This window comes from Candidatus Dormiibacterota bacterium, from assembly GCA_035532035.1.
Taxonomy (GTDB): Bacteria; Vulcanimicrobiota; Vulcanimicrobiia; order Vulcanimicrobiales; family Vulcanimicrobiaceae; genus Tyrphobacter.
The window spans coordinates 37645-57833 of sequence record DATKRS010000010.1 but is presented as its reverse complement, the minus strand read 5'-3'; the positions used below and the strand labels follow the sequence as shown (position 1 = coordinate 57833).

At 65.9% G+C, this 20189-nt stretch carries 17 protein-coding genes and 1 pseudogene; 5 read left to right on the top strand and 13 right to left on the bottom strand.

Features of this window, described 5'->3' with window-relative positions:
* Positions 1-212 precede the first annotated feature (212 nt).
* The 4 genes from VMV82_03605 to VMV82_03590 are packed head-to-tail and all read left to right on the top strand — an operon-like array spanning position 213 to position 4453.
* Positions 213-1301, top strand: coding sequence for a DUF2600 family protein (locus VMV82_03605; GenBank protein HUY40633.1), 1089 nt, complete (start codon positions 213-215; stop codon positions 1299-1301).
* Positions 1298-3028, top strand: a complete 1731-nt coding sequence (locus tag VMV82_03600) for a M28 family peptidase (GenBank protein ID HUY40632.1) — start codon at positions 1298-1300, stop codon at positions 3026-3028. The genes VMV82_03605 and VMV82_03600 overlap by 4 nt, the downstream gene beginning before the upstream one ends.
* Position 3029: 1 nt before the next feature.
* Positions 3030-3869: a TIGR01777 family oxidoreductase gene (locus VMV82_03595; protein ID HUY40631.1), complete on the top strand. Its 840-nt coding sequence runs from the start codon at positions 3030-3032 to the stop codon at positions 3867-3869.
* The gene (locus tag VMV82_03590; protein ID HUY40630.1) at positions 3866-4453 is read left to right on the top strand and encodes a GNAT family N-acetyltransferase; all 588 of its coding nucleotides are present in this window, start codon (positions 3866-3868) and stop codon (positions 4451-4453) included. The genes VMV82_03595 and VMV82_03590 overlap by 4 nt, the downstream gene beginning before the upstream one ends.
* Here the strand turns inward: VMV82_03590 and trxB are convergent.
* Positions 4381-5352, bottom strand: a complete 972-nt coding sequence (gene trxB / locus VMV82_03585; protein HUY40629.1) for a thioredoxin-disulfide reductase — start codon at positions 5350-5352, stop codon at positions 4381-4383. The genes VMV82_03590 and trxB overlap by 73 nt on opposite strands.
* Before the next feature lie 49 nt (positions 5353-5401).
* Here trxB and VMV82_03580 point away from each other — a divergent pair, with 49 nt between their 5' ends.
* Entirely contained in the window at positions 5402-6235 is an 834-nt protein-coding gene (locus tag VMV82_03580) for an MBL fold metallo-hydrolase (protein HUY40628.1), read from the top strand.
* Positions 6236-6249: 14 nt separating this feature from the next.
* Here the strand turns inward: VMV82_03580 and VMV82_03575 are convergent, their stop codons facing one another.
* The 12 genes and pseudogenes from VMV82_03575 to VMV82_03520 all read right to left on the bottom strand — a co-directional run bounded on the left by VMV82_03575 (position 6250) and on the right by VMV82_03520 (position 20155).
* Positions 6250-7017, bottom strand: a complete 768-nt coding sequence (locus tag VMV82_03575) for an ABC transporter permease (GenBank protein ID HUY40627.1) — start codon at positions 7015-7017, stop codon at positions 6250-6252.
* On the bottom strand, positions 7014-7736 hold the full coding sequence (locus VMV82_03570) for an ABC transporter ATP-binding protein (GenBank protein HUY40626.1): 723 nt from the start codon (positions 7734-7736) through the stop codon (positions 7014-7016). Before VMV82_03570 ends, VMV82_03575 begins: the two co-directional genes overlap by 4 nt.
* A gap of 3 nt (positions 7737-7739) precedes the next feature.
* Positions 7740-8471, bottom strand: coding sequence for a metallophosphoesterase family protein (locus tag VMV82_03565; protein HUY40625.1), 732 nt, complete (start codon positions 8469-8471; stop codon positions 7740-7742).
* 8 nt (positions 8472-8479) lie between these two features.
* Positions 8480-9313, bottom strand: coding sequence for a hypothetical protein (locus VMV82_03560; GenBank protein ID HUY40624.1), 834 nt, complete (start codon positions 9311-9313; stop codon positions 8480-8482).
* 33 nt (positions 9314-9346) lie between these two features.
* Positions 9347-11686 carry a beta-propeller fold lactonase family protein gene (locus tag VMV82_03555; GenBank protein HUY40623.1) on the bottom strand — a complete coding sequence of 780 codons (2340 nt, stop codon included), beginning with the start codon at positions 11684-11686 and terminating at the stop codon, positions 9347-9349.
* A 14-nt stretch (positions 11687-11700) separates the two neighbouring features.
* Positions 11701-12393, bottom strand: a complete 693-nt coding sequence (locus VMV82_03550) for a response regulator transcription factor (protein ID HUY40622.1) — start codon at positions 12391-12393, stop codon at positions 11701-11703.
* Entirely contained in the window at positions 12359-13780 is a 1422-nt protein-coding gene (locus VMV82_03545) for an NAD-dependent malic enzyme (GenBank protein HUY40621.1), read from the bottom strand. The genes VMV82_03550 and VMV82_03545 overlap by 35 nt, the downstream gene beginning before the upstream one ends.
* Before the next feature lie 47 nt (positions 13781-13827).
* The gene (gene dacB, locus VMV82_03540) at positions 13828-15375 is read right to left on the bottom strand and encodes a D-alanyl-D-alanine carboxypeptidase/D-alanyl-D-alanine-endopeptidase (protein ID HUY40620.1); all 1548 of its coding nucleotides are present in this window, start codon (positions 15373-15375) and stop codon (positions 13828-13830) included.
* Positions 15320-17869, bottom strand: a complete 2550-nt coding sequence (locus VMV82_03535) for a M1 family metallopeptidase (protein ID HUY40619.1) — start codon at positions 17867-17869, stop codon at positions 15320-15322. The genes dacB and VMV82_03535 overlap by 56 nt, the downstream gene beginning before the upstream one ends.
* Entirely contained in the window at positions 17866-18627 is a 762-nt protein-coding gene (locus VMV82_03530) for an SDR family oxidoreductase (GenBank protein ID HUY40618.1), read from the bottom strand. Before VMV82_03530 ends, VMV82_03535 begins: the two co-directional genes overlap by 4 nt.
* 15 nt (positions 18628-18642) lie before the next feature.
* Positions 18643-19458 carry a copper amine oxidase N-terminal domain-containing protein gene (locus VMV82_03525; protein ID HUY40617.1) on the bottom strand — a complete coding sequence of 272 codons (816 nt, stop codon included), beginning with the start codon at positions 19456-19458 and terminating at the stop codon, positions 18643-18645.
* Between the two features lie 61 nt (positions 19459-19519).
* Positions 19520-20155, bottom strand: a pseudogene (locus tag VMV82_03520) (copper amine oxidase N-terminal domain-containing protein).
* Positions 20156-20189 lie beyond the last annotated feature (34 nt).

Below are 20189 nucleotides of genomic sequence, written 5' to 3'. Positions count from 1 at the left end.
CCGCGCACGCGATATGAGGCATCTGCCCGTGAAGTGGCGCACGAGTCGTGGCCTGCGCTCCGGGGCAGGTCGTGGGCGAGTAATATATACTATTCGGTATAATCGGCCCATGAGAAGCCGGGGAATCGGGAAGGCTAAACGGGGGGCTCGCCGCCCTTGAGCGAGGGCAAGCAGGCCCCGTCGATTCGGTTGCGCCGGGCCGACCCATAGCGGTGCTGCAAGACGTTCGATGGGCCGTCGGGCGCGTTGCGACGAGCCGTACGCGCCTCGCGATGCTCGCCGGCGGCGGCTTCTCCGGAGCGTATGACGTGGCGGAGTTCCTGCTGAGCGTCGTCCCAAAAGCCGCGCGAGCGCTCGCGGAGATCCGCGCGCTGGCCGACGTCATTCCCGACGATCGCTTACGCATTCAGGCCTTGAGCTCGATCGACGCAAAAGCGTACCACGTCGCGGGAGGCTGCATCCTCGCAACGTTCTTGACGCCGTCGGCAGCCGATCGCTACGTCGAGATCGTCGCGCCGCTCGAAACGATCTACGACTACCTCGATAACCTGTGCGACCGTCATCCCGACGTCGGCATCGCAGCGTATCCGATCCTGCACCGCGCGATCGCCGATGCACTCCATCCCGACGCGGTCGCCGGCGGCTATTACGATCTCGGGCCTTCGGGTGACGACGGCGATTATCTCGTGACGCTCGTCCGCCGCGTTCAGCGCGGGCTTGCGCGCCTAGCCGGTCACGAGCAGTTGCTGCCGCTCTTTCGCGAGGCCGCGAGCCTCTACGCCGACATGCAGACCTTCGTGCATTTCCCTCCGGCCGAGCGCGAAGAGGCGTGCCGGCTCTGGTACGAGCGGCATGCCGAGCGCTACGGCGAGCTCGAATGGTTCGAGTTCGCATGCGCGGCGGGCTCGCAGCTTCACGTCTACGCGCCGCTGTTCATGCTCTTCGACACGCGCTACGGCTCCATTGCCGATGCGTACCATGCGTATTTCCCTGCGGTGAGCGCGCTGCACGTGCTGCTCGACTCGTTCATCGATCAAGAGGAAGACCGCGAGCACGACGATGTGAACTTCGTCGCGCTCTACGGAGGGAGCGAGCGCTTCTTCGAGCGCGTGGCATACCTCGCACGTCGAGCCGTCCGCGCCTTCTCGCGCCTTCCCGAGCCCCGGCGTCACCGCTTCGTGCTACGTACCATGTCGCTCTTCTATCTGACGCACCCGAAGGTCTACGCACAGCGGCTCGACGAACCGGCGCTGGAGTTGTTGAAGATCATCGATACGGCACTCGACGAGGGATCACGATGAGCCGGCGCATCGCCGTCGCCGTCCTATTGCTCTTCACGACGCAGACGCTGCCCGCGCGACCGGCCTCGCAGAGCCCGCAAGACGTCTTGCTCGCCACGCCGACCGCCGCCGGCGCGCTCGAGAGCTCGCGCCGCATCGATCGCGAGATGCATTACGCGGGCACGCCGGGAGACGAGCGGCTGGCGCAATGGATGGCCGGCCGTCTACGCGCCTACGGATTTCGCACGACGATCGAATCCTTCGCCGCGCTCGTTCCACAGCCGCGCCTGCTCGCACTCGTCATCATGACGCGTCATCCGGTCGCCCTTAATCTCCGCGAGTCCGGCGTCCCTGGCGACCGCGAAGGCACGCGGCCAGACGCAGGCATTCCGTTCAATGCGGGGAGCGCTTCGGGAACGGTTACTGCTGCGTTGGTCGACGCCGGGCAGGGGCGCGAAACGGATTATGCGGCGCTCGCAGCCGCAAATGTGCGCGTGCGCGGCAAGATCGTGCTCGTGCAATACGGTGCCGAGTTTCGCGGGTTGCTCGCGCTGCGCGCGCAGCAGCACGGCGCGGCCGCCATCATCTTTCACAACGGTCCCCATTCTCCGAGCGGCGTGGTCCAGCGTGGCAGCCTTGGCAACGCAATCAAAATCCCCGTCCTTCCGGTGAGCGCTGCGGTGGCACGCCGCCTGCTCGGCGCGAACGCCAGGATCCGCGTGACGGTACGCGAGATTTTGGTACGCCGGCGGCTCTGGAATACGATCGGGGTTCTCGCCGGAAGATCGAGCAAGGAGGTCGTGTTGGGGGGGCATCGCGACGCGTGGGTGTATGGCGTCACCGACAACGGGGACGGCATCTCCACGCTGCTCGAAACGGCAAAGGCGCTCGGCGCGCTCGCGCGTACCGGGTGGAAGCCAAGGAGATCGATCGTGATCGCCGGTTGGGACGGCGAAGAGCTGGGCGAGCTCGGCTCGATCGCATACGAGCGCGCGCACGCCGATCGCCTGCGCGCGCAGTGCGTCGCGTACGTCAACATGGACGAGGGCGAGAGCGGCCAGATATTCGGCGCCTCGGCCGCGGCAGCGTTGGCGCAGTTCGTCACGAGCGCGACCGCACGCATTATGGACCCCGCGCAGCGTACACGCTCGCTTCTCGCGCGTTGGCAGGCTCAATCGGACGGCGCGCAAGTAGGCGCTCCGGGCGGCGGCTCCGACTTCGAAGCCTTCCTCTACGATACGGGTATTCCGACGATCGATTCGGGGTTCGGCGGGCCATTCGGCGTCTACCACTCCGCGTTCGACGATCTCCATTACGCGCGGACTCAAGCCGACCCCGGATTCGTGAACCACCGTGCGATGGCGCAACTGCTCGCGGTGATGGCCTACCGGCTCGCAGACGAGCCGCTGCGCGCACTCTACCGCCTCTCGCCGTACGCAAGGGCGTTGCGCCAGGACGTCGCAACGATCGTGCCGTCAGCGCATGCCGGCGACGTCGCGCCGTTCGCCGCCGCGGTAGCGCGCTTCGCCTCCCGGGCACAAGCGGCCGACGGTCATGTCAGCGACGGTATCCTTCTCGATGCGGTGCACCGCTTGAATCTCATCTGCTACGGGCGTAACGGCTATGCCGCCGTACCGTTACCGGAGCTGAGTGCTGCTGTAGCCACCGGAGATACGAGCACGATTCGAGAGGCTGCCGTTCGGGCGGCAGCCGCACTCGATGCGATCACCGCGGAGCTGTCCGTCTAGCATGCGCGTCGCACTGCTCGGCGGCAGCGGGTTCATCGGCGACGCGCTCGCGGCAGCTCTGCGAGCGCGCGGCGATGACGTGACGGTTCTGTCGCTGCGCGACCCCGAGCATGCTGCGGACGGCGCGACCGATTGCGAGGCGATCGTGAATCTTGCCGGCGAGCCGATCGCTCAGCGCTGGACGGCTGCGGTAAAGCAGCGTCTTCACGACAGCCGCACGGTGCTTCCGCGCGCTTTTTTGCAGCATCTTGCTCGATTGCAACGACGCGCGACCGTCTACGTAAGCGCCTCGGCGATCGACTATTACGGTCCGAGCGCAACCGCGACGTTCGACGAGAGCAGCCCCGCGGGAAAGACGTTTCTGGCGGGCATATGCGCTGCGTGGGAGCGCGAAGCGCAAGGCGCTTCCGCTTTAGGGATGCGCGTCGCCTGCATCCGCACGGGCCTCGCGCTTGGCAAAGGCGGAATGCTCGCGAAGCTCGTCCCGCTCTTTCGCGCCGGGATGGGCGGGCGCATCGGCGACGGCACGTCGTGGTACTCATGGATTCACGCCGACGATCTCGCCGGAATCTACCTCAGCGCCATCGACGACCCGGACGGAGCACTCAATGCCGTCGCGCCGAACCCCGTTACCAACGCCGAGTTCGTGCGCGAGCTGGGCCGCGCGCTTCACAGGCCGGCGTTCCTTCCGGCTCCGACGTTTGCGTTGCGGGCGGCACTCGGGGAGGGGGCAAACGTGTTGCTCGAGCGTCAACGCGTGCTTCCCCGCCGCGCGCTCGAGCGCGGCTATCGCTTTAAATTCCCAGAGTTGGCCGGCGCCCTCGAAGACGTCGTGCGATGACGCAACGGCACGCGCTCTCGACGGCTCGCCTCGATCTCGTACCGGCGCAACCCGCGCACGCCGAACTGACGTGGAAGTATCTCGACGACGAGCGCATGTGGAACTTCTTTCCCGCCCTGCGACCGCCGACGATCGAGGCGCTGCGGCAGCGATACGAGCGCTGGATGCACGAGGTTCCGTACCTGGGCGCAATCGAACGGTGGGAGAACTGGATCAGCTTGCGCCGAGAAGACGGAGCTGCGATCGGTGAGGCGCAGGCGACGTATGCGGGAACGAGCGTCTACATCGCGTACGGCGTCTTTCCGCCGTTTCGCCGGCTCGGATTCGCGCGCGAAGCGATGGAAGCGGTGCTCGAGCACGCGCGCGGCGCACACGGCGCGCGTACAGGCATTGCCGAGATGGCGGCGGGCAATGCCGCGTCGGCGGGCGTCGCGCGCAGCCTGGGCTTCACGCAGGTCGCGACGCGGCGCGATCTCGATCCCGGCCTCGGTTACCGGGGCGAGACCTACGTCTACCGGCGCTCGCTCGAAGCGCCGACCGATCGCGTGAGCGGAGGCGGTGCGAACTCGAGCGCCTCGAGATAGCGCTCCGCGTCCATCGCCGCTCGGCAGCCCGATCCCGCCGCGGTGATCGCTTGCCGATACCGGTGATCGTACACGTCGCCGGCCACGAAGACGCCCTCGGCGCTCGTCATGGTGCCGTCGGGTGAGAGAATGTATCCCGCGCTGTCGAGATCGAGCTGCCCCCGGAAGATTTCGGTATTCGGCGTGTGACCGATCGCGACGAAGATCGCGTCGCAATCGAAATCGAAGAGGCTCTCGTCGAGCAGGTTGCGCAGCCGCAGACCAGTGACTCTCTCTTCTCCGAGCACCCCTTCGACGACGGTGTTCCACATGAAGTCGATCTTGCGATTGGCGTGCGCTCGCTCAGCCATGATCTTGCTCGCCCGCAGACCGTCGCGGCGATGTATGACCGTCACCCGGCGGCCGAATCGCGTCAAGAAGAGCGCCTCTTCCATGGCGGAGTCTCCTCCGCCGACGACGACGATGTGCCTCTCCTTGAAGAAGGCCCCGTCGCACGTCGCGCAGGTCGACACGCCGCGACCCCGCAAGAGATCCTCGCCGGGAACGCCGAGCCAGCGCGCGCTCGCGCCCGTTGCGACGATGACGGTCTCTGCTCGATAGGCTTCGTCGGAGGTGCTGACGACGAGCCGTCTTGTCGTGAAATCGACGCCCGTCGCATCGATGTCGAGAATGCGCGCGCCGAAGCGCTCAGCCTGCTCGCGAATCTTCGTCATCAGCTCGGGACCGAGAATCCCTTCGGGGAATCCAGGGTAGTTCTCCACGTCCGTCGTCAGCATCAGCTGTCCGCCGTACAGCCCACCGGCGAGGACCAAGGGCGCGAGATTCGCGCGCGCCGCATAGACCGCTGCGGTAAGACCTGCTGGCCCGGATCCAATAACGACGACGCGCTCCATCTTCATGCGCTTCGACCACGGCGGTGTCGCCTCCGGTTGCACCGAAGATGCGTGGATGCACCTGCCTCTCGAGGATGAATTCGGCGACGTACTCCGCAAGGCGATGCTCGGAACCCGCACCGATGCCGAGGATATGGCGCGGGCGACCGGCATCGCAGCTGCTACCATTGCCGCATGGGCCGCAGGCCGGGGAACTGTCGGCGAGGACGAAGCACGCGCCGTAGCGCGGGTCTTGAGGCTCGATCCAGGACACCTCGCCGACTCGGCTGCGGGCCGGTGGTATCCGCAGCCGGTAGAAGCGCCCGACGTGCGCCATCATCCGCAACAGCCACACCCAAGCAACGGATACGTGTTCTTCCTGGCCGGCAGCCGTCGCGCGGCCCTCGTCGATCCGGCTGGCGTGCCCGAGAATCTTCTGCGCATCCTGCGCGACGGCGACTACCATCTGCAGTACGTCCTGATCACGCACAAACACGCAGACCATTGCGACGCGACGGCCGACGTAGCGGCTGCGTTTCCCGCGGCGCAGATCGTCATGCACGAGCTCGACGTTCACGCGATCGGCCCGCTCGCCGACCGGGCGCTTCGCGTGCGCGACGGCGAGGAGCTTCCCTTCGGCGACGAGGTGCGCGTGCGCATGCTCCACACGCCGGGGCACACGGACGGTTCTTCTTCCTACCTCTTCAGGTCAACGGTGTTCACGGGCGATACGCTCTTCGCCGGCAGCGTCGGCGGCGCGTACGGCGACGTCTCTACGTATGACGACATCCTTACCTCGGTGCGCACGAAGCTCTTCACGCTCCCGGACGACACCGTCGTCATGCCCGGGCACGGACCGCCCTCCACGATCGCGCAGGAACGCGCCCACAACCCCTTCTTCAGCGGCTGACGGCTAGGGAAACCCTACGTGCGCAGTTTGACGCCGAGAGCGATCATGCGCCACGCGATGGCCAGAGTGACGACGCAGAGCAGCGCGATCGCGCCGATCGAATAGGCCGGCGCGAGAAAACTCTGGCCCGTATAGCTTCGCCGGAAGGCGTCGATCGTGTAGAAAATCGGATTCGCGAGCTCGAGCGTGCGCAGCGCAGGCGGGAGCATCGTGGCTGCCGTGAAGACGCCGCCGACGAACGTGAGTGGGGTGATGACGAACGTCGTCAGGACGGCCAGATGGTCGAACTTCTCGGCGAGCAACCCGAAGATGATTCCGAGTGCCGAGAAGAGCACCGCGACGAGTACCAGCACCACGAGGTAGGTCGTCCAGTCGCTGGGCAGCGTGTGCACGAGCAGCGCGCCGAGAATCGTGATGAGCCCGGCGATGATGAGCGCGCGGACGAGGCTCCCGAAGACGAATCCGGCGAGCACCTCCGCCGCGGACATCGGCGCGATCAGCAGCTCTTGGATGTGATTCATGAAGCGGCCTTGGAAGACCGAGCTCGAGCATTCGCCGTACGACGAATCGATCGTTTGCAGCATGATGAGCCCCGGGACGAGAAACTGCGCGTAGGTCACTCCTTGCACGTGCGGTATCCGGCTTCCGATTGCCATGCCGAAGACGTACACGTAGAGCAGCGTCGTGATAATCGGCGGCCAGATCACTTGGTTGATGATCTTCACGCTGCGGATCAGCTCGCGCTTCGTGAGCGTCCACAAGCCCACGGCGTTGACCGTCATTGCCTAACGAGCTCCAAGAACACGTCCTGAAGATTCTCGCCTTCCCGCACGAGCTGTTCCGTCGCTTGCTCCGTGATGATGCGTCCGTCGCGAATAATCGCGATGCGCTTGCAGAGCTCTTCAGCCTCTTCCAGATAGTGCGTCGTCAGGAAGATGGTCAACCCATCTGCGTTCAGCTCTCGAAGCAGCGCCCACAACTCGAGCCGCTGCTCGACGTCGACACCGGCGGTGGGCTCGTCGAGAATCAGCAGGCGCGGCTGGTGGATGAGGGCGCGAGCGAGCGTCAGGCGGCGCTTCTGCCCGCCGGAGATCTTCGTGTACTCGACGCGCGCGCGGCGCGTCAGGCCAAAGCGCTCCAGGAGCTCGTCGGCACGCGCCGCGACGGCGCGCCCGCGCAACCCGTAGTACCCCGCTTGGAAGATCAGCACATCGCGAATCGAGAGATAGCGATCGAAGTTGAACTCCTGCGGAGCGAGCCCGACGAAGCGCCGCGCCTGCCGCCATTCGCGCTCGTTGTCGAAGCCGAAGATGCGAATGGAGCCGCTGCTCCTACGGGCAAGCCCCACGATCGCGTTGATCGTCGTGGTCTTCCCCGCGCCGTTACGCCCGAGAAAACCGAAAAAGCTTCCGTCTTCGACCCGCAGAGAAATATCGTCGACCGCGACGATGTCGTCGTAGCGCTTCGTCAGCCCATCGATCTCGATTGCAGCAACGCTCACGCGCTACGGGATCGATCCTTTCAACCGTTTGTAGCGGTGCCTGCGCAGGGTCGCGATGAGCTCGGCGCTCTCCGGGATGCCGCAGTCGGCAAGCTGCGTTGCTACCTTCTTCACGTCGAAGGCTACGCGCCGGTGCTTCACCTCCCAGCCGCCTTCGCGTTCGGTGAACAGCGCATAACTCGCGCGTGGATCGCCGTCCTTCGGCAGGCCGACGGATGCGACGTCAACGAGCATCGTTCCACGCCAGTGGCGCACGTACGGCAGGTGCAAGTGACCGAACGCGATCGTAGCAGCCCGTTCCTCGCCGATCAATCTCTTCAGCGTTTCCTCGTCTGCCTCCGGCCACACGTGCTCTGTATCGTTCGTTGGATTGGCGTGAACGATCAACAACTCGTTGTGCGACTCGCCGACGCGCATCGCAAAAGGAAGCTCGCGCATCCAGGCGATCCACTTCTCACCGAGCTGCTTGCGTGTCCACGCAAGTTGCGCCGCTTCGCCGGGCGAGAACTTCTCTTCGCCGATGCCCGCGATGAACCGTTCGGTATTACCGCGTACGCATTGTGCGCCGACTTCCTCGAGGCGCTGCAGTACTTTCTTCGGGCGCGGCCCGTCCAGACAGAGATCGCCTGCGGCAACGATCGCATCGGCGCCGCCTTGCGCGACGAGATCGGCCAAGCAGGCATCGAGCGCGACGAGGTTTCCATGGATGTCGGAGAGGATCGCGACGCGCTGCACGCTCGGCGCTACTCCCGCCGAAGCGGCAGGACCAACATCGACGGTGTGATGCCGATCTTCTCGAACTCGTAGAGGTCGATGCCTTCCACGGTGATGCCGGCGCGGCGCATGCGCTGGAGCGCGGTGCGGTAGCGCACGTCGGCAATAACGTGGTTTTGACCGAGGCAGAGCACGCCGGCACCAAGCTCTTCGCCGCGCTCCAACTCGATCGTCCGAAAATCCGAGAACGCGGCGGCATCTACGCAACCCGGCGCGAGAACGATGGTCTGCGGGCCCGCCACGCCCACGACGCTCTGCAGAGACGCGACGCCCGCTGCGAGAGGAACTTCGACGACGTTGAAGCCGCTCGCGCGCGCGACCGTGGCGAATCCGTTGCGTCCGATTGCGTTGCCTCGCGTACCCGCGCCGACGAAGGCGGTGTTCTCGATCAGCAGGACGTCGGTACCGTCGAGCAAGCCGGGCGGCGCGATCCTACCCGCGAGCGGGATGTCGATCGCGCAGAGCTCCGCCGCAATGTGATCGATCTCGGCGCGGCGGCTCATCGAAGACGGGCGCATGAGCAACGCGCCGTTTTCGAAGAGCATCGCCGCGTCGGCAACGGCGCACGCATGCGAATCGTCGCCGCTCGCGTCCAGGACGCGCACGTCGACGTCGAAGTAGCGAAGCGTCCGTACGAGCACCGCATGCTGCTCCACGGCTCTTGCCAGGATCGCGCCGGGCTCGCCGTTCAACGGCTTGCCACGCTCGATCGCGAGCGTCGGACGCACGACGAGCGCGGAGCGCATCGTCGCCGTCGGCGCTACGATGAGTCGGGGCCCGTATGCCACGGCGCACTGGGTCATCACCCGGGTGTTCGCACCTCGGACGAGCGAGGCCTAGGGGAGTGCCGTGAACGGTGCCGGGTTCGGGCTCGCCGCGAAGCACGCCGCGAGGTCCGATGCGAGCAGATCGCTCGTCGCCAGAGGCGGTAAGCCCAGGATCTCCTCCTCCGTCTTCACCACGCTCGCAATCGACAGATGCTCACTATCGACGAAGCCGCGACGCGCGTACGGCGATACCACGACCGCGTAGATGCGCGAGCCGTCGACGTGATCGCGACGGGTCTCGAACGACTCCGGCACGACGAATATCGCCGTACTGCTCCATTGCGGCGAATGCGAGATCGCATCGACGACGCGCCCGAGTGCGCGATCGGCGGCTGCTTCGCCGCCGGGTGCCGTGGGCAGCCAGACGAAACTGAAATCGGGAACCTTGCCCTCCTGCGACAACACGCCGTAATCGCGCGCGAACTCGCGCGCCATGGCATCGTCGGTGCCGGGAGCCGACGTGGAATATGCCGTATCGACGCTGCCGTCGAGCGCCGCCAACACCGGTACGTCGAGCGTGTACAGCCCATTGCGATAGCCCGAGACGTCGAGGAGCGCGCCGTAGTCGCGGAAACTTTCATGCGCCCGCTGCAGTGCGTTGAAGAGAAAGCCCGCTCGCGGATAGGACTGCGGATCTGCGGGATTCGCGTCGTCCCGCTCGACGGGCAAGGTGACCGTTCCCGCCGTCGCCAATTGCAGAGCGGCCGCCGGGTCACCTGCGGCGTATACGTTGTCGGCGAGCGCAAAGTCGCGCGCGAGCGCGTGCAGGTTTGGCGTCGCGCTCTGCGGGTAGAGCGCGTACGAGGGCGCGCCATTCCCATGCGGCCTCCCGGAGGCGTCCACCAAGTCGCCGAGCATCGCATCGTAGTCGTCGATCCCTACGGAAACGTACACGACGTGACGGATCGCATTCGAGCGCTGTCCCGAACGCAGCGGCGGCACCAGCGGATTGCTCTTTGCATAAGCGGCGGTCCGGTTGTAGCGGAGCGCGGAGAGCGTCGTCGGTCCGAGCGGAAGATGGGCGAGATCGACGCGCTGCAAAAGGCCCCAGCCGTCGACTCCCTCTGCGTCGGCTATGTAGAGAAACCGGCCGTCATGCGACAGAGCGAGGGCCGACGGGTACCATCCCGTAGGAATCAAGCCGAGCCTGTGCAGCGTTGCCCCATCGTGCGCGTCGAGAACGGCGACGGCGTTGAGGCCGGCGAGCGCAACGTACAGCCGCGAACCGTCCGCGGCGAGAACTTCGGCGCTCGGCTGCGTGCCGTACGGAGCATCGGGAAACAGCCGGAGATCGAGTCCGTCCGTCACGTGCGCGGTGCCGCGCAGATCGACGATCGCGACGCGATCGACGTTCGCCAGCGCGACGTACGCATACGATCCATCCGCTCGCGTGACGAGCGCGCTCGGGACGATTCCTCCTATCTCCTGCGTCCCGTCGGGGATCGGATCCATGCGCAGAAACGCGATCGTGCTCGGGTTGTCGTTCAGCGCGCCGCGCGCGTCGAGCGGAACGATCGCGAGCGATGACGCCCTCAACGGATCGACGTTCGGCTGCGCAAACGTCGCCGCCCGGGATGGATTCGAGCGGCTGCGATAGGCGGAAAGGCCGGCGTTCGCAACGTAGACGCGCCCGTCTACCGCCGCTGCGACGGACGGGTCCAACCCGACCGGTGCACCGTTGAGAACGGTACGCGACGCAACGTCGACTGCAGCAACGACGTCTCCGACGCGTTCGACGACGTAAGCGATGCGCCCGTCGGAAGACATCGCGATGGCCGTCGGTCCGGCTCTGCGATCGCCCGCGTAACCGGGAGATGAAGCCAGGGGAAGTACGATCGGCGGCTCCGGCTTCAGCTTTCCGTCGAACGAAAGATCGAAGACGCGAAGGACGTCGTGTACGCCGTCGCACGCGAGGACGAGCGTTTGGGCCGGATTGCGCGGATCGGAAAGCACGGCAACGCCGGGAGAAAACGTAGCCGCGGCGTCGTGGTAGACGTCGGTCACGTGCATGCTTTGCGTGTCCACCACCGTGAGCGCGTACCCCGCAACGAGTGCGCTCGCAGCGGCAATCGGCCCGGCATCCGGCGCCTCTGCGTCATCGCTCACGACCGCAAAACGCCCGTCCGGCGAAAGCGCAACGCCTTGCGGATTCGTTCCGACGAAGATCGTGTCGCCGATCGGCGCGCTGATGCGACCGTCGGGGAGAACTGCGGCGGTCGGCCGCTGCGCCGACGCGCCCGCAGGCCGCGTTCCCGCTGGGGCGCCGTACACGGTCAGTGGCACGTGACGCGGTGCCGCACCGAAGAAAACGGCGGCTACCGCCGCCGTTGCGAAAGCGCGGGTTCTCATGCGATATTCGTCATCTATCTCTTGTCGAGGCGATATCCGATGCCGCGCACGCTGGAGAGATCGACCGGCGCGTCGACTTCGGCAATCTTTTTTCTGAGCGCCGCAACGTGAACGTCGACGACGCGCGTCGGAACGCCGGACGTGTCGTTCCAAACCTGTTCGAGAATTTGCGCGCGCGTGAGAAGCCTTCCTTCGGCCTCGGCGAGAAACCAAAGCAGGCGAAACTCGAGTGCCGTGAGCGCGACGCTCTTGCCGTTTCGCACCAGCGTGTGAAAGTTTCGATCGAGGTGCGCATCGCCGAACTCCAGGCTCGACTCGCCTTCCTGCTTATTGAGCAGCCGCTCGCGCCGGCGCAAGAACGACGCCACGCGCGCAACGAGCTCGTTTCCGGAGAACGGCTTCGTGATGTAATCGTCGGCGCCGAGCCCGAGCCCGAGCAGGATGTCCTGTTCGCGCGAATGTCCGCTCACCATCAACACGAACGCGCTGTTCGAGTTGGAGAGCGACGTGCACACGTCGAGCCCCGAGATGTCGGGCAGGCCGACGTCGAGGATTACGACGTCGGGCCGGAAGGACTCCGCGAGGTCCAGCCCCTCGGCCCCGGTCGCTGCATGGCGCACGTCGTACCCGGAGCGCTCGAGAACGACCCGCTCGAGCCGTGCGACGTCTTCATCATCCTCGATGACCAGAATCCGTGCTGCTGCCATCTGCCGCAGCCATGTTCAGCGCACGGCGCGCGACGCCTTCCTCGACAGCCGCGCTCGCCACCGCCTTCGCAACCGCATCCACCACGCGATGGTCGAAGACGCTCGGGATGATGTACTCCGCGCTACGCTCCTCATCGCCGACGATCGACGCGATCGCGAAGGCTGCCGCGAGCTTCATCCGGTCGGTGATCCTCGCCGCACGTACGTCGAGCGCGCCGCGAAAGATTCCCGGGAAGGCGAGCAAGTTGTTCACTTGATTCGGGAAGTCGGATCGGCCCGTCGCGACGACGGCGGCGACCGGGGCGGCGACGTCCGGCATGATCTCCGGCGTGGGGTTCGCCATCGCAAAGACGATCGGGGACGGCGCCATCGCCGCAACGTCCGCCGGCTTCAGAATGCCCGGCGCCGAGACGCCGATGAAGACGTCCGCGCCCCGCAGAACCTCCGCGAGGGTCCCGTGACGGTTCTCCCGGTTCGTATGCTCGGCGAGCCAGCGCCAATGCGAATCCTCGTATCGCTCGTCGCGATTGAGCGCGCCGTGCCGATCGACGGCGATCACGTCGCGCACGCCGGCTCCGAGCAGCATCTTGATCGTCGCGGTTCCCGCGGCGCCGCTTCCCGCGACGACGACTTGCATGTCTTCGAGGCGCTTGCCGACGACTTTCCCGGCGTTGATGAGTCCCGCGAGAATGACGACTGCGGTTCCATGCTGGTCGTCGTGCATCACCGGAATGTCCAATGCGTCGATCAGACGCTGCTCGATCTCGAAGCATCTGGGCGCCGAGATGTCCTCCAAGTTAATGCCGCCGAATACCGGCGCGATGTGACGCACGGTTTCGACGATCTCGTCGACATCGGTCGTGTCGAGGCAGATCGGGAAAGCATTGATCCCGGCGAACTGCTTGAAGAGTACCGCCTTGCCTTCCATCACGGGCAACGCTCCTAGCGGTCCGATGTTACCCAGACCGAGAACCGCCGTCCCGTCGCTGACGATCGCCACGGAGTTGCGCTTCATCGTGAGCGCAAACGCCTTGGACGCGTCGGCGGCGATCGCCATCGAAACGCGAGCGACGCCCGGCGTATAAACCGTCGAGAGATCCTGGCGCGTCTTGACGGGGATCTTCGGCTCGACGGTGATCTTCCCACCGAGATGAGCGAGAAACGTGGAGTCGGAGACGCTGATGACGTGCGCGTCAGGCAGCCCCTCCACGACGCGACGCACTTCCGCGGCGATGACGTCGGAGCTGACGTTGATCGTGACGTCTCGAACGACGCGACCTTTCGTCACGCCGTGCATGTCGACCGCGACGATCACACCGCCGGCGTCGCCCACGGCATTGGCAAGCATGCCGAACGCACCGGGTGAGTTCGGTAAATCAACTCTCATGATCAGCGTGAAGCCGATCGCAACTTGAGCCACGCGCGTATGAACCTCTACAACTCCGCTATTCTGTCGACGGCATGAACCATAGCGCCGTCGGGGTCGCCCGGCGAGCCGTCGATCATGAATGCAAATGCCACAACTCCATGATGCCGCGATACGACATATCCCGCAAGCGACGAAACCCCGGTCAGGTGCCCCGTCTTCGCCCGAACTCGGCCGAGCGCCGAGGTGAAGGCATAGCCCTCGAGGGTTCCGCTGCGCCCACCCTGCGGCAACAGGTCGTAGAAGCCGCGCTCCTGCGGCATCGCGAGAGCCCGGACGAGAATCGTCGCAATGGTCAGGGATGAGAGGCGGTCCGCCTCAGAGAGGCCGCTTCCGTCGACGAGCCGCGCTCCGGAGAGCGGCACGCCTCGCCGCGCCAGGTCCTCTCGTTCGACGGAGAGGCCGTGGGCGTCGTCACCAGTTCCGTCAGCCACGAGCCCCAGCGTGCGCAGCAGTTGCTCCGCGTAATGGTTGTCGGAGAGATAGAGCATGTGCCGCTCGAGATGGCGCAACGGAGCCGATGCATGGTCCCAAAGAACGATGCGTGACGCCGGCGCGGTCCCCACTCCCGGTGCGGCCGCCGTTGTGACGTCCTGCTCGTGCAGAAGCTGCGTGAGGACGGCGCCGGCGTAGTGCGCCATGCCGTGCACCGGAACCCATTCTCTGTCGGTTTCCCCCGCCGGCACGTCACCCGAAAGAGCGAAATGGTTCGGTGAGGCGAGCGCGGCAACGATGACGCTCGGATCGTCGGCTGCGGCGACGGTCGTGATGCCTCCCATTGCGTGCAGCGCCCCGCTCCACGGGTTCTCCCGCACCGCCGCGGGCGCGCCCGGCGTGGTGCCGCGAACGTCGAACTCGATGGTGTCGCCGTCGAGAGAGATCGCGCTTACCGGCGCCTGATAGTCTTCGTTCGCGTCTTGCGGATTCCAGAAAGGATTAATCTCCGGCCCCGTAAACGCATCGGCGTCCACGACGACGCCGCCCGCGATGTGTCGCACGTCCTGGCGTCTGAGCTGCCGTACCCCTGCAGCGAGATCGGTGCTGCGCAGCGACGGATCGCCGGAGCCGACGAGCCAGAGATCGCCCGCAAGCGTGCCGGACGCATCGGGCGACCCGCTCGAAACGAGGAACGTGTGATAGCGATACGAGCCGCCGAGCACGTCGAGAGCCGTCGTCGCGACGACGAGCTTCGTGACGGAAGCCGGCTTAACGCCGGTGCGAGCGTGCACCGCAAAGAGCACGCTACCCTGCGCGCTCATCACGCATAGCGACCAATGCGTCGCACCGGCAATCGCCGGTGCAAACGCTGCCGCGAGCGTGCCGCGCAGACGATGAACTTGCTCGAAGGTCCACGGTTTGGCCGGCGGCGTCGGCGCGGGCAACCGTGCCGGCGCGACGATCGGAGCTACGGGCGGTGCCGGAGAACGACGCTCGACGAAGACGACGAACGCGACGAGGAGCGCCGCCACGACGACGGCCAGGCGCAGCGCGCCCTTCGCCCTACGTGCGCGGCGCGAGCGCCTCGAACGATTCCCGAAGCCGTTGTTGTTGTTCACGAAGTTCGTCGAGATCTGCGCGAAGCGTGGTGACGGCGGCCGGAACGCTCCTGCTTTCGCGAATGCGCATCGCAGCCTCGCTGGCGTGCCGGCGCGCCCGCCCGTCGGAGGCGGCGTGCGCCAAACGATCGAGCGCGGGAAGGAATCGCATCTCGCCGGTGCTCGCCGCGGCATCGATGGCGACGACGGCAACCAGCAACATCGGGTCGTCGAGCATGCGATCGAGAGCGTCGAAGAGCGGAGCGCGCTCGTGCTCGAGCAGCTCGGCAGCGCGCGCCATCGCCGACGCCGCCGCGCAACGCAACGTATCGTCGCCGCTCGATGCCGAAGCTGCAACAATCAGCGGCACGGCGCGCGGGTCGGCGAGCTCAGCCAACCCGGCGACCGCACCAGCTTCCACCGTGCCGTTCCAACTCGTGCGGCGCACGGTGGCGGCGAGCACGTCGAACGCGCGTGGATCGCGCGTCCTGCCGAGCGACGCGCACGCCGCGGCGCGAACGAAATACGACGGATCCTTCTCGACGCGTTTCAACAGCGCGGCGGCCGTATCGGCGTCGCGGAAGTTTCCGAGCGCAGCCGCGCACGCGGCGCGCACTTTCGGGTGATCGTGCTCGATCGCGTGCAGTAGGATATCCCGCGCCCAGGGCGCTCGCGTTCGGCCAAGCGCCTCCGCCGCGGCTTCGAGAACGCCCCAAAATGGATCGCGCTCGAATGCGCCTGCCAACGCCTCGCGGGCGACGCGCGAGCCATCCTCTGCCAGCTCCCGTGCCGCACGGATGCGAGCGACTACGTCGGGATCGCCGTGCAACGTTGCCGCAGCCAGAGTCGTACCGAGGCGATACCGCACGTTCCCGACCAAAAACGCTCCCGGATCGACGCGCACGAGCTTCGGTTCCCATTCGAGCGCAACCGCGACGGTCTCGTGGGCACGCTCGACGTGCACGCGCACCCGTCGCTCGCCGGGAAGGCAACCGCGCAGATCGCGCGACGGCCCCTCTGGCTCATCCGGAACGAATCCGACCTCCACATCGAAGACGGCCGCCGGATGCTCGTCGTCGATCTGCTGCCGCTGATCGATCGTCACGGTCGCGAGTTTTCGCCGCTCGTCCCACGCGACGCGGTACTCGAGCTCCGGATGCCCCGATCCGAACACCCACCGGTCGAAGAACGCGCGCAGGTTACGGCCCGTCGCCTCTTCGACCGCACGAATTAGATCGATGGTCTCGACGTTGCGCTGCGCGTTCTGCGCTACGTAACGCGCGATGGAACGGAAGAATCGCGAGTCGCCGAGCTCGCCGCGCAGCATGTGAAGAACCGCCGCACCTTTTTGGTACAGGTGACGATCGAAGAGCTCGATGGGGTCGCGATAGCGGTTGTACACGATCGGGCGCCGGTAGCGCCGGCGATCTTCATCGAGGTAGCGCTCCAAGCTAACGAAGACGTCGTACAGGTACTCGTCGTATCCGAGGTCTTCCTCGCGCCAAAGACATTCGAAGTACGTCGCAAAGCCTTCGTTCAACCATGCCTGCGACCAGTCGCGACACGTCAGGAGATCGCCAAACCACTGATGCGCGAGCTCGTGCGAGACGAGCGGATCGCTCGAGAAGTCGAGATGCGCCGTCTCGTCGTGAAGCGTGCGGTCGGTTTGCGTCGTCGCCGACGTATTCTCCATTCCGCCAAAGATGAAGTCGCTCACGGCAATCTGCGAATAGCGTGCGTAGGGGTACGCCGTGCCGATCGCCCGTTCGAAGAACTCGATCATGCGCGGCGTGTTCCCGAATGCGCGCTGCCCGTCGGCTTCGCGGCCCGGAAGCACGTAGGCAAAGACGGGAACCTTGCGCGCTCCCGCCGTCCCCTGCGCGATCTCCACGAAGGGTCCCGCAACGATAGTCACGAGGTACGTGCTGTGCGGAACGTCCTGCCGGTAGCGGAAGATCGTCGCATCGCCCTCGTCTTTGCGCTCGACGAGCGCGCCGTTGGAGAGCGCGAACTCACCTTTTCGCACGACGATCGTTGCCGACGTCGTCTGCTTCTCGTGCGGATAATCGAAACACGGGAACCAGTAGCGCGCGTAGGTGTCTTGGCATTGCGTCCACACGTGCGCAACCCGCCGTCGCTGCTCCGTCGAGCGAATGAAAAATACGCCGTGCCGCGGATGGTCAACGCGGTATGTGACGACGAACGAGGCTTTCTCGCCGGGGGAAAGCGGCGGATCGAGCCGCAGCTCCAGGCGCTCGTCGCGGTGCCGCCACTCGAGCGGTCGCCCATCGCGTTCTACCGTGCGAACGTCGAGATCGACGGCGTCGAGCGCGAGCCATTCAACCGCCTCGTCGAGTGCCCGGATCGTCGTGGTACAGCGGACGTCCAACACGGCGCGCTCGATGTTCGGCGTGACGTGCAGGTCGATATGCTCGACGTCGACGACCTTGTCCGGGCCGTACCGAGACTCGGCACCGGGCAATGCAAACGGGCGCCGCCGATCCGCAGGAATCATGGAGAGGAGGCGTTTCGCTCGTCTGCCTCCCACAACCCTCCGGTGACGCCGACGACCGCACCCGTGACGAAATCGCGTTCGGGAGCGATCAGGAAGGCAACGACGTCCGCGACGTCCTCGAACGATCCCGGTCTGCCGCGCGGGTTTCTTCCCTCTCGCGCCCGCGCTTGGTCACGCGTCATCGTCTTGTCGCGAATGTCGCCGGGCTCGACGACGTTGACGGTGATTCCGAAACGCGCCTCTTCTAGTGCGAGCGTTCGCGCAAACGCGGTGACCGCGCTCTTCGCCGCCGCGTACACGGCGTGCCCTCGAGCCGGGCGCGTCTCGCTCGATCCGTTCGCGCCGAAGAACACCACGCGACCGAACCGATGGTTACGCATAGCCGGCATCACGGCGCGCGCGCACAGGATGGCGCTCTCGAGATTCCCGGCGATCATCTCGCGCGCTTCGCGCGCCGAAAGGTTCGCAAAGCGCTTGACGACGATCGGGCCGACGGCATGGATCAGCGTATCGAAGGGCCCGTGCGATGCAACGATCTCGTCAAGAGCTCCCGTCACGCTCTCCTCGTTCTCACAGAAGTCTACGCGATGTGCACTCGCTTCGGCACCGGCCGCACGAATCGCGGCAAGGGTTGCGTCGGGAGCCGTCGAGCGAAACGTAATTGCTACGTGGGCGAAAGCCTCACGCGCAATTACGTGCGCGATTCCGGCAGCCAGACCGGCGGCTGCCCCGGTAACGAGGGCCCTGCGCGAGCGCATGAGCCCAAGTCTTCGCTACGCTACGACCGTGAAACTCCAACTGTCGGAGACGGGTACGCCGTCCTGCGTCCTGGCAAAGATGCGTACGACGTGCTCTCCTGCGCGAAGCGGGAAGGCTGGGGTAAACTCGAAGCCGCGCGGCGTGATCCTGGCAATCCCCGTCACGTTGCGCCCGTCGAGCATGACGCGCACGCTACCAGGAAGCACGGGGGTGCGGAACGACGCGTTGATCAGCGGATAGGGGCGCGACGTCTGTCCCCACGGAGACGGGCGATGCACGAGCGAATGGCCCGCGTCGGCCCACGCCGGACCTGGACGCTGGTAGGAGCTTCCCGGCCGATAGGGCGGTACTTGACCGTTGGGACCCCCGTTCCCATAGCCGTTCCCATAGCCATTTCCAGAGGAACCGCCGTTGCCCATGATATAGGCGGTCAGGCGGCTCTGATCCCACGAAACGCGATCGCCGAGCGCCTGCGAGACGAAACGCAGCGGGACGAGCGTACGAGCTCCGATCTCGAACGGCGGTGAATCGAGCTGTACCTGCTGCCCGCCGACGGTAGCATACGACGATCCGATCTGGAGTTGAATCGTCCGCCCGCCGCCTGTGGCGTTGATCGTCCCGTTATTGTACACGACCATTGCGCCGAGGCGCTCGAAGATCGCGCGCATCGGAACGTAGAGCCGGCCGGCGCGCTCGACCGGCGCCTGATCCGGAAAACTCATCGGGCTCCCGTTCACCATGACGGTGAACTGCTGTTGAGCGCTCGCCAAGCCGAAAGATGCGGCGCCAGCGGCCGCAAGGGCGAGAAAAAGTATCGATAATCGTCTCATCACTCCCTCTTTCTTCCCCGCCGGCCGCACAGCTAATCAACCACCGCCCGCTCGCCTGCGATTATGGTGTCGGCGTTGGGGTAGGGCGCAGCCGCGGCGGAATGGTTCTGTACGGTATCGGACGCGGGCGAACCGTCGGTAGCTGACGCGGTGGACGAAACGTCGGATACGGCCGCGGCGTGTAGATGCGCGTCGGCGTCGGCGTCACGATCGGGTGCGGTGGACGAAACGTCGGATACGGCCGCGGACGCGGACGATACGGCGTGGGCGTCTGGCGCGGATACCGGCCGGACCCTGGATTGCGGTAGCCACCTCCTTCGCCGTGCCAGCCTTGCGGCGGAGGTCCGTAGCGTTGCAACCAGCCGCTGGGAGGCGGCCAGGCTTGCGGATACTCAGGCGGCCTGCTCTGCGGCGCGGGCGCCATCGGTGTCGTCAGGCCGACGTAGACGGTTTGCTGCTCCTGGTTCCAGTCTACGACTGCCCCGAGCGACTCGGAGATGAAGCGCAGCGGGACGAGGGTGCGACTGCCAATGATGAACGGCGCCACGTCGAGCTGCACCTCGTATCCGTTCACGTACCCGACGTTCGAGCCGATGTAAAGGGCGACCGTCGTATCTCCACGGTTCGCGAGAATCGTAGAGGCAGAGTAATCCACGGATGCACCGAGACGCTCGAAGACGCCGCGAAGCGGTACGAAGACGCGGTCCGCTTCTTTCTTTGGTTCCTTGGCC

What these genes read in the sequence shown, in the direction of transcription:
- VMV82_03600 (HUY40632.1), top strand. Translation starts at nt 1,298, where the DNA reads ATGAGCCGGCGCATCGCCGTCGCCGTCCTATTGCTCTTCACGACGCAG.
- VMV82_03595 (HUY40631.1), top strand. Translation starts at nt 3,030, where the DNA reads ATGCGCGTCGCACTGCTCGGCGGCAGCGGGTTCATCGGCGACGCGCTC.
- VMV82_03590 (HUY40630.1), top strand. Translation starts at nt 3,866, where the DNA reads ATGACGCAACGGCACGCGCTCTCGACGGCTCGCCTCGATCTCGTACCG.
- trxB (HUY40629.1), bottom strand. Translation starts at nt 5,352, where the DNA reads ATGAAGATGGAGCGCGTCGTCGTTATTGGATCCGGGCCAGCAGGTCTT.
- VMV82_03580 (HUY40628.1), top strand. Translation starts at nt 5,402, where the DNA reads ATGCACCTGCCTCTCGAGGATGAATTCGGCGACGTACTCCGCAAGGCG.
- VMV82_03575 (HUY40627.1), bottom strand. Translation starts at nt 7,017, where the DNA reads ATGACGGTCAACGCCGTGGGCTTGTGGACGCTCACGAAGCGCGAGCTG.
- VMV82_03560 (HUY40624.1), bottom strand. Translation starts at nt 9,313, where the DNA reads ATGACCCAGTGCGCCGTGGCATACGGGCCCCGACTCATCGTAGCGCCG.
- VMV82_03555 (HUY40623.1), bottom strand. Translation starts at nt 11,686, where the DNA reads ATGAGAACCCGCGCTTTCGCAACGGCGGCGGTAGCCGCCGTTTTCTTC.
- VMV82_03550 (HUY40622.1), bottom strand. Translation starts at nt 12,393, where the DNA reads ATGGCAGCAGCACGGATTCTGGTCATCGAGGATGATGAAGACGTCGCA.
- VMV82_03545 (HUY40621.1), bottom strand. Translation starts at nt 13,780, where the DNA reads ATGAGAGTTGATTTACCGAACTCACCCGGTGCGTTCGGCATGCTTGCC.
- VMV82_03535 (HUY40619.1), bottom strand. Translation starts at nt 17,869, where the DNA reads ATGATTCCTGCGGATCGGCGGCGCCCGTTTGCATTGCCCGGTGCCGAG.
- VMV82_03530 (HUY40618.1), bottom strand. Translation starts at nt 18,627, where the DNA reads ATGCGCTCGCGCAGGGCCCTCGTTACCGGGGCAGCCGCCGGTCTGGCT.
- VMV82_03525 (HUY40617.1), bottom strand. Translation starts at nt 19,458, where the DNA reads ATGAGACGATTATCGATACTTTTTCTCGCCCTTGCGGCCGCTGGCGCC.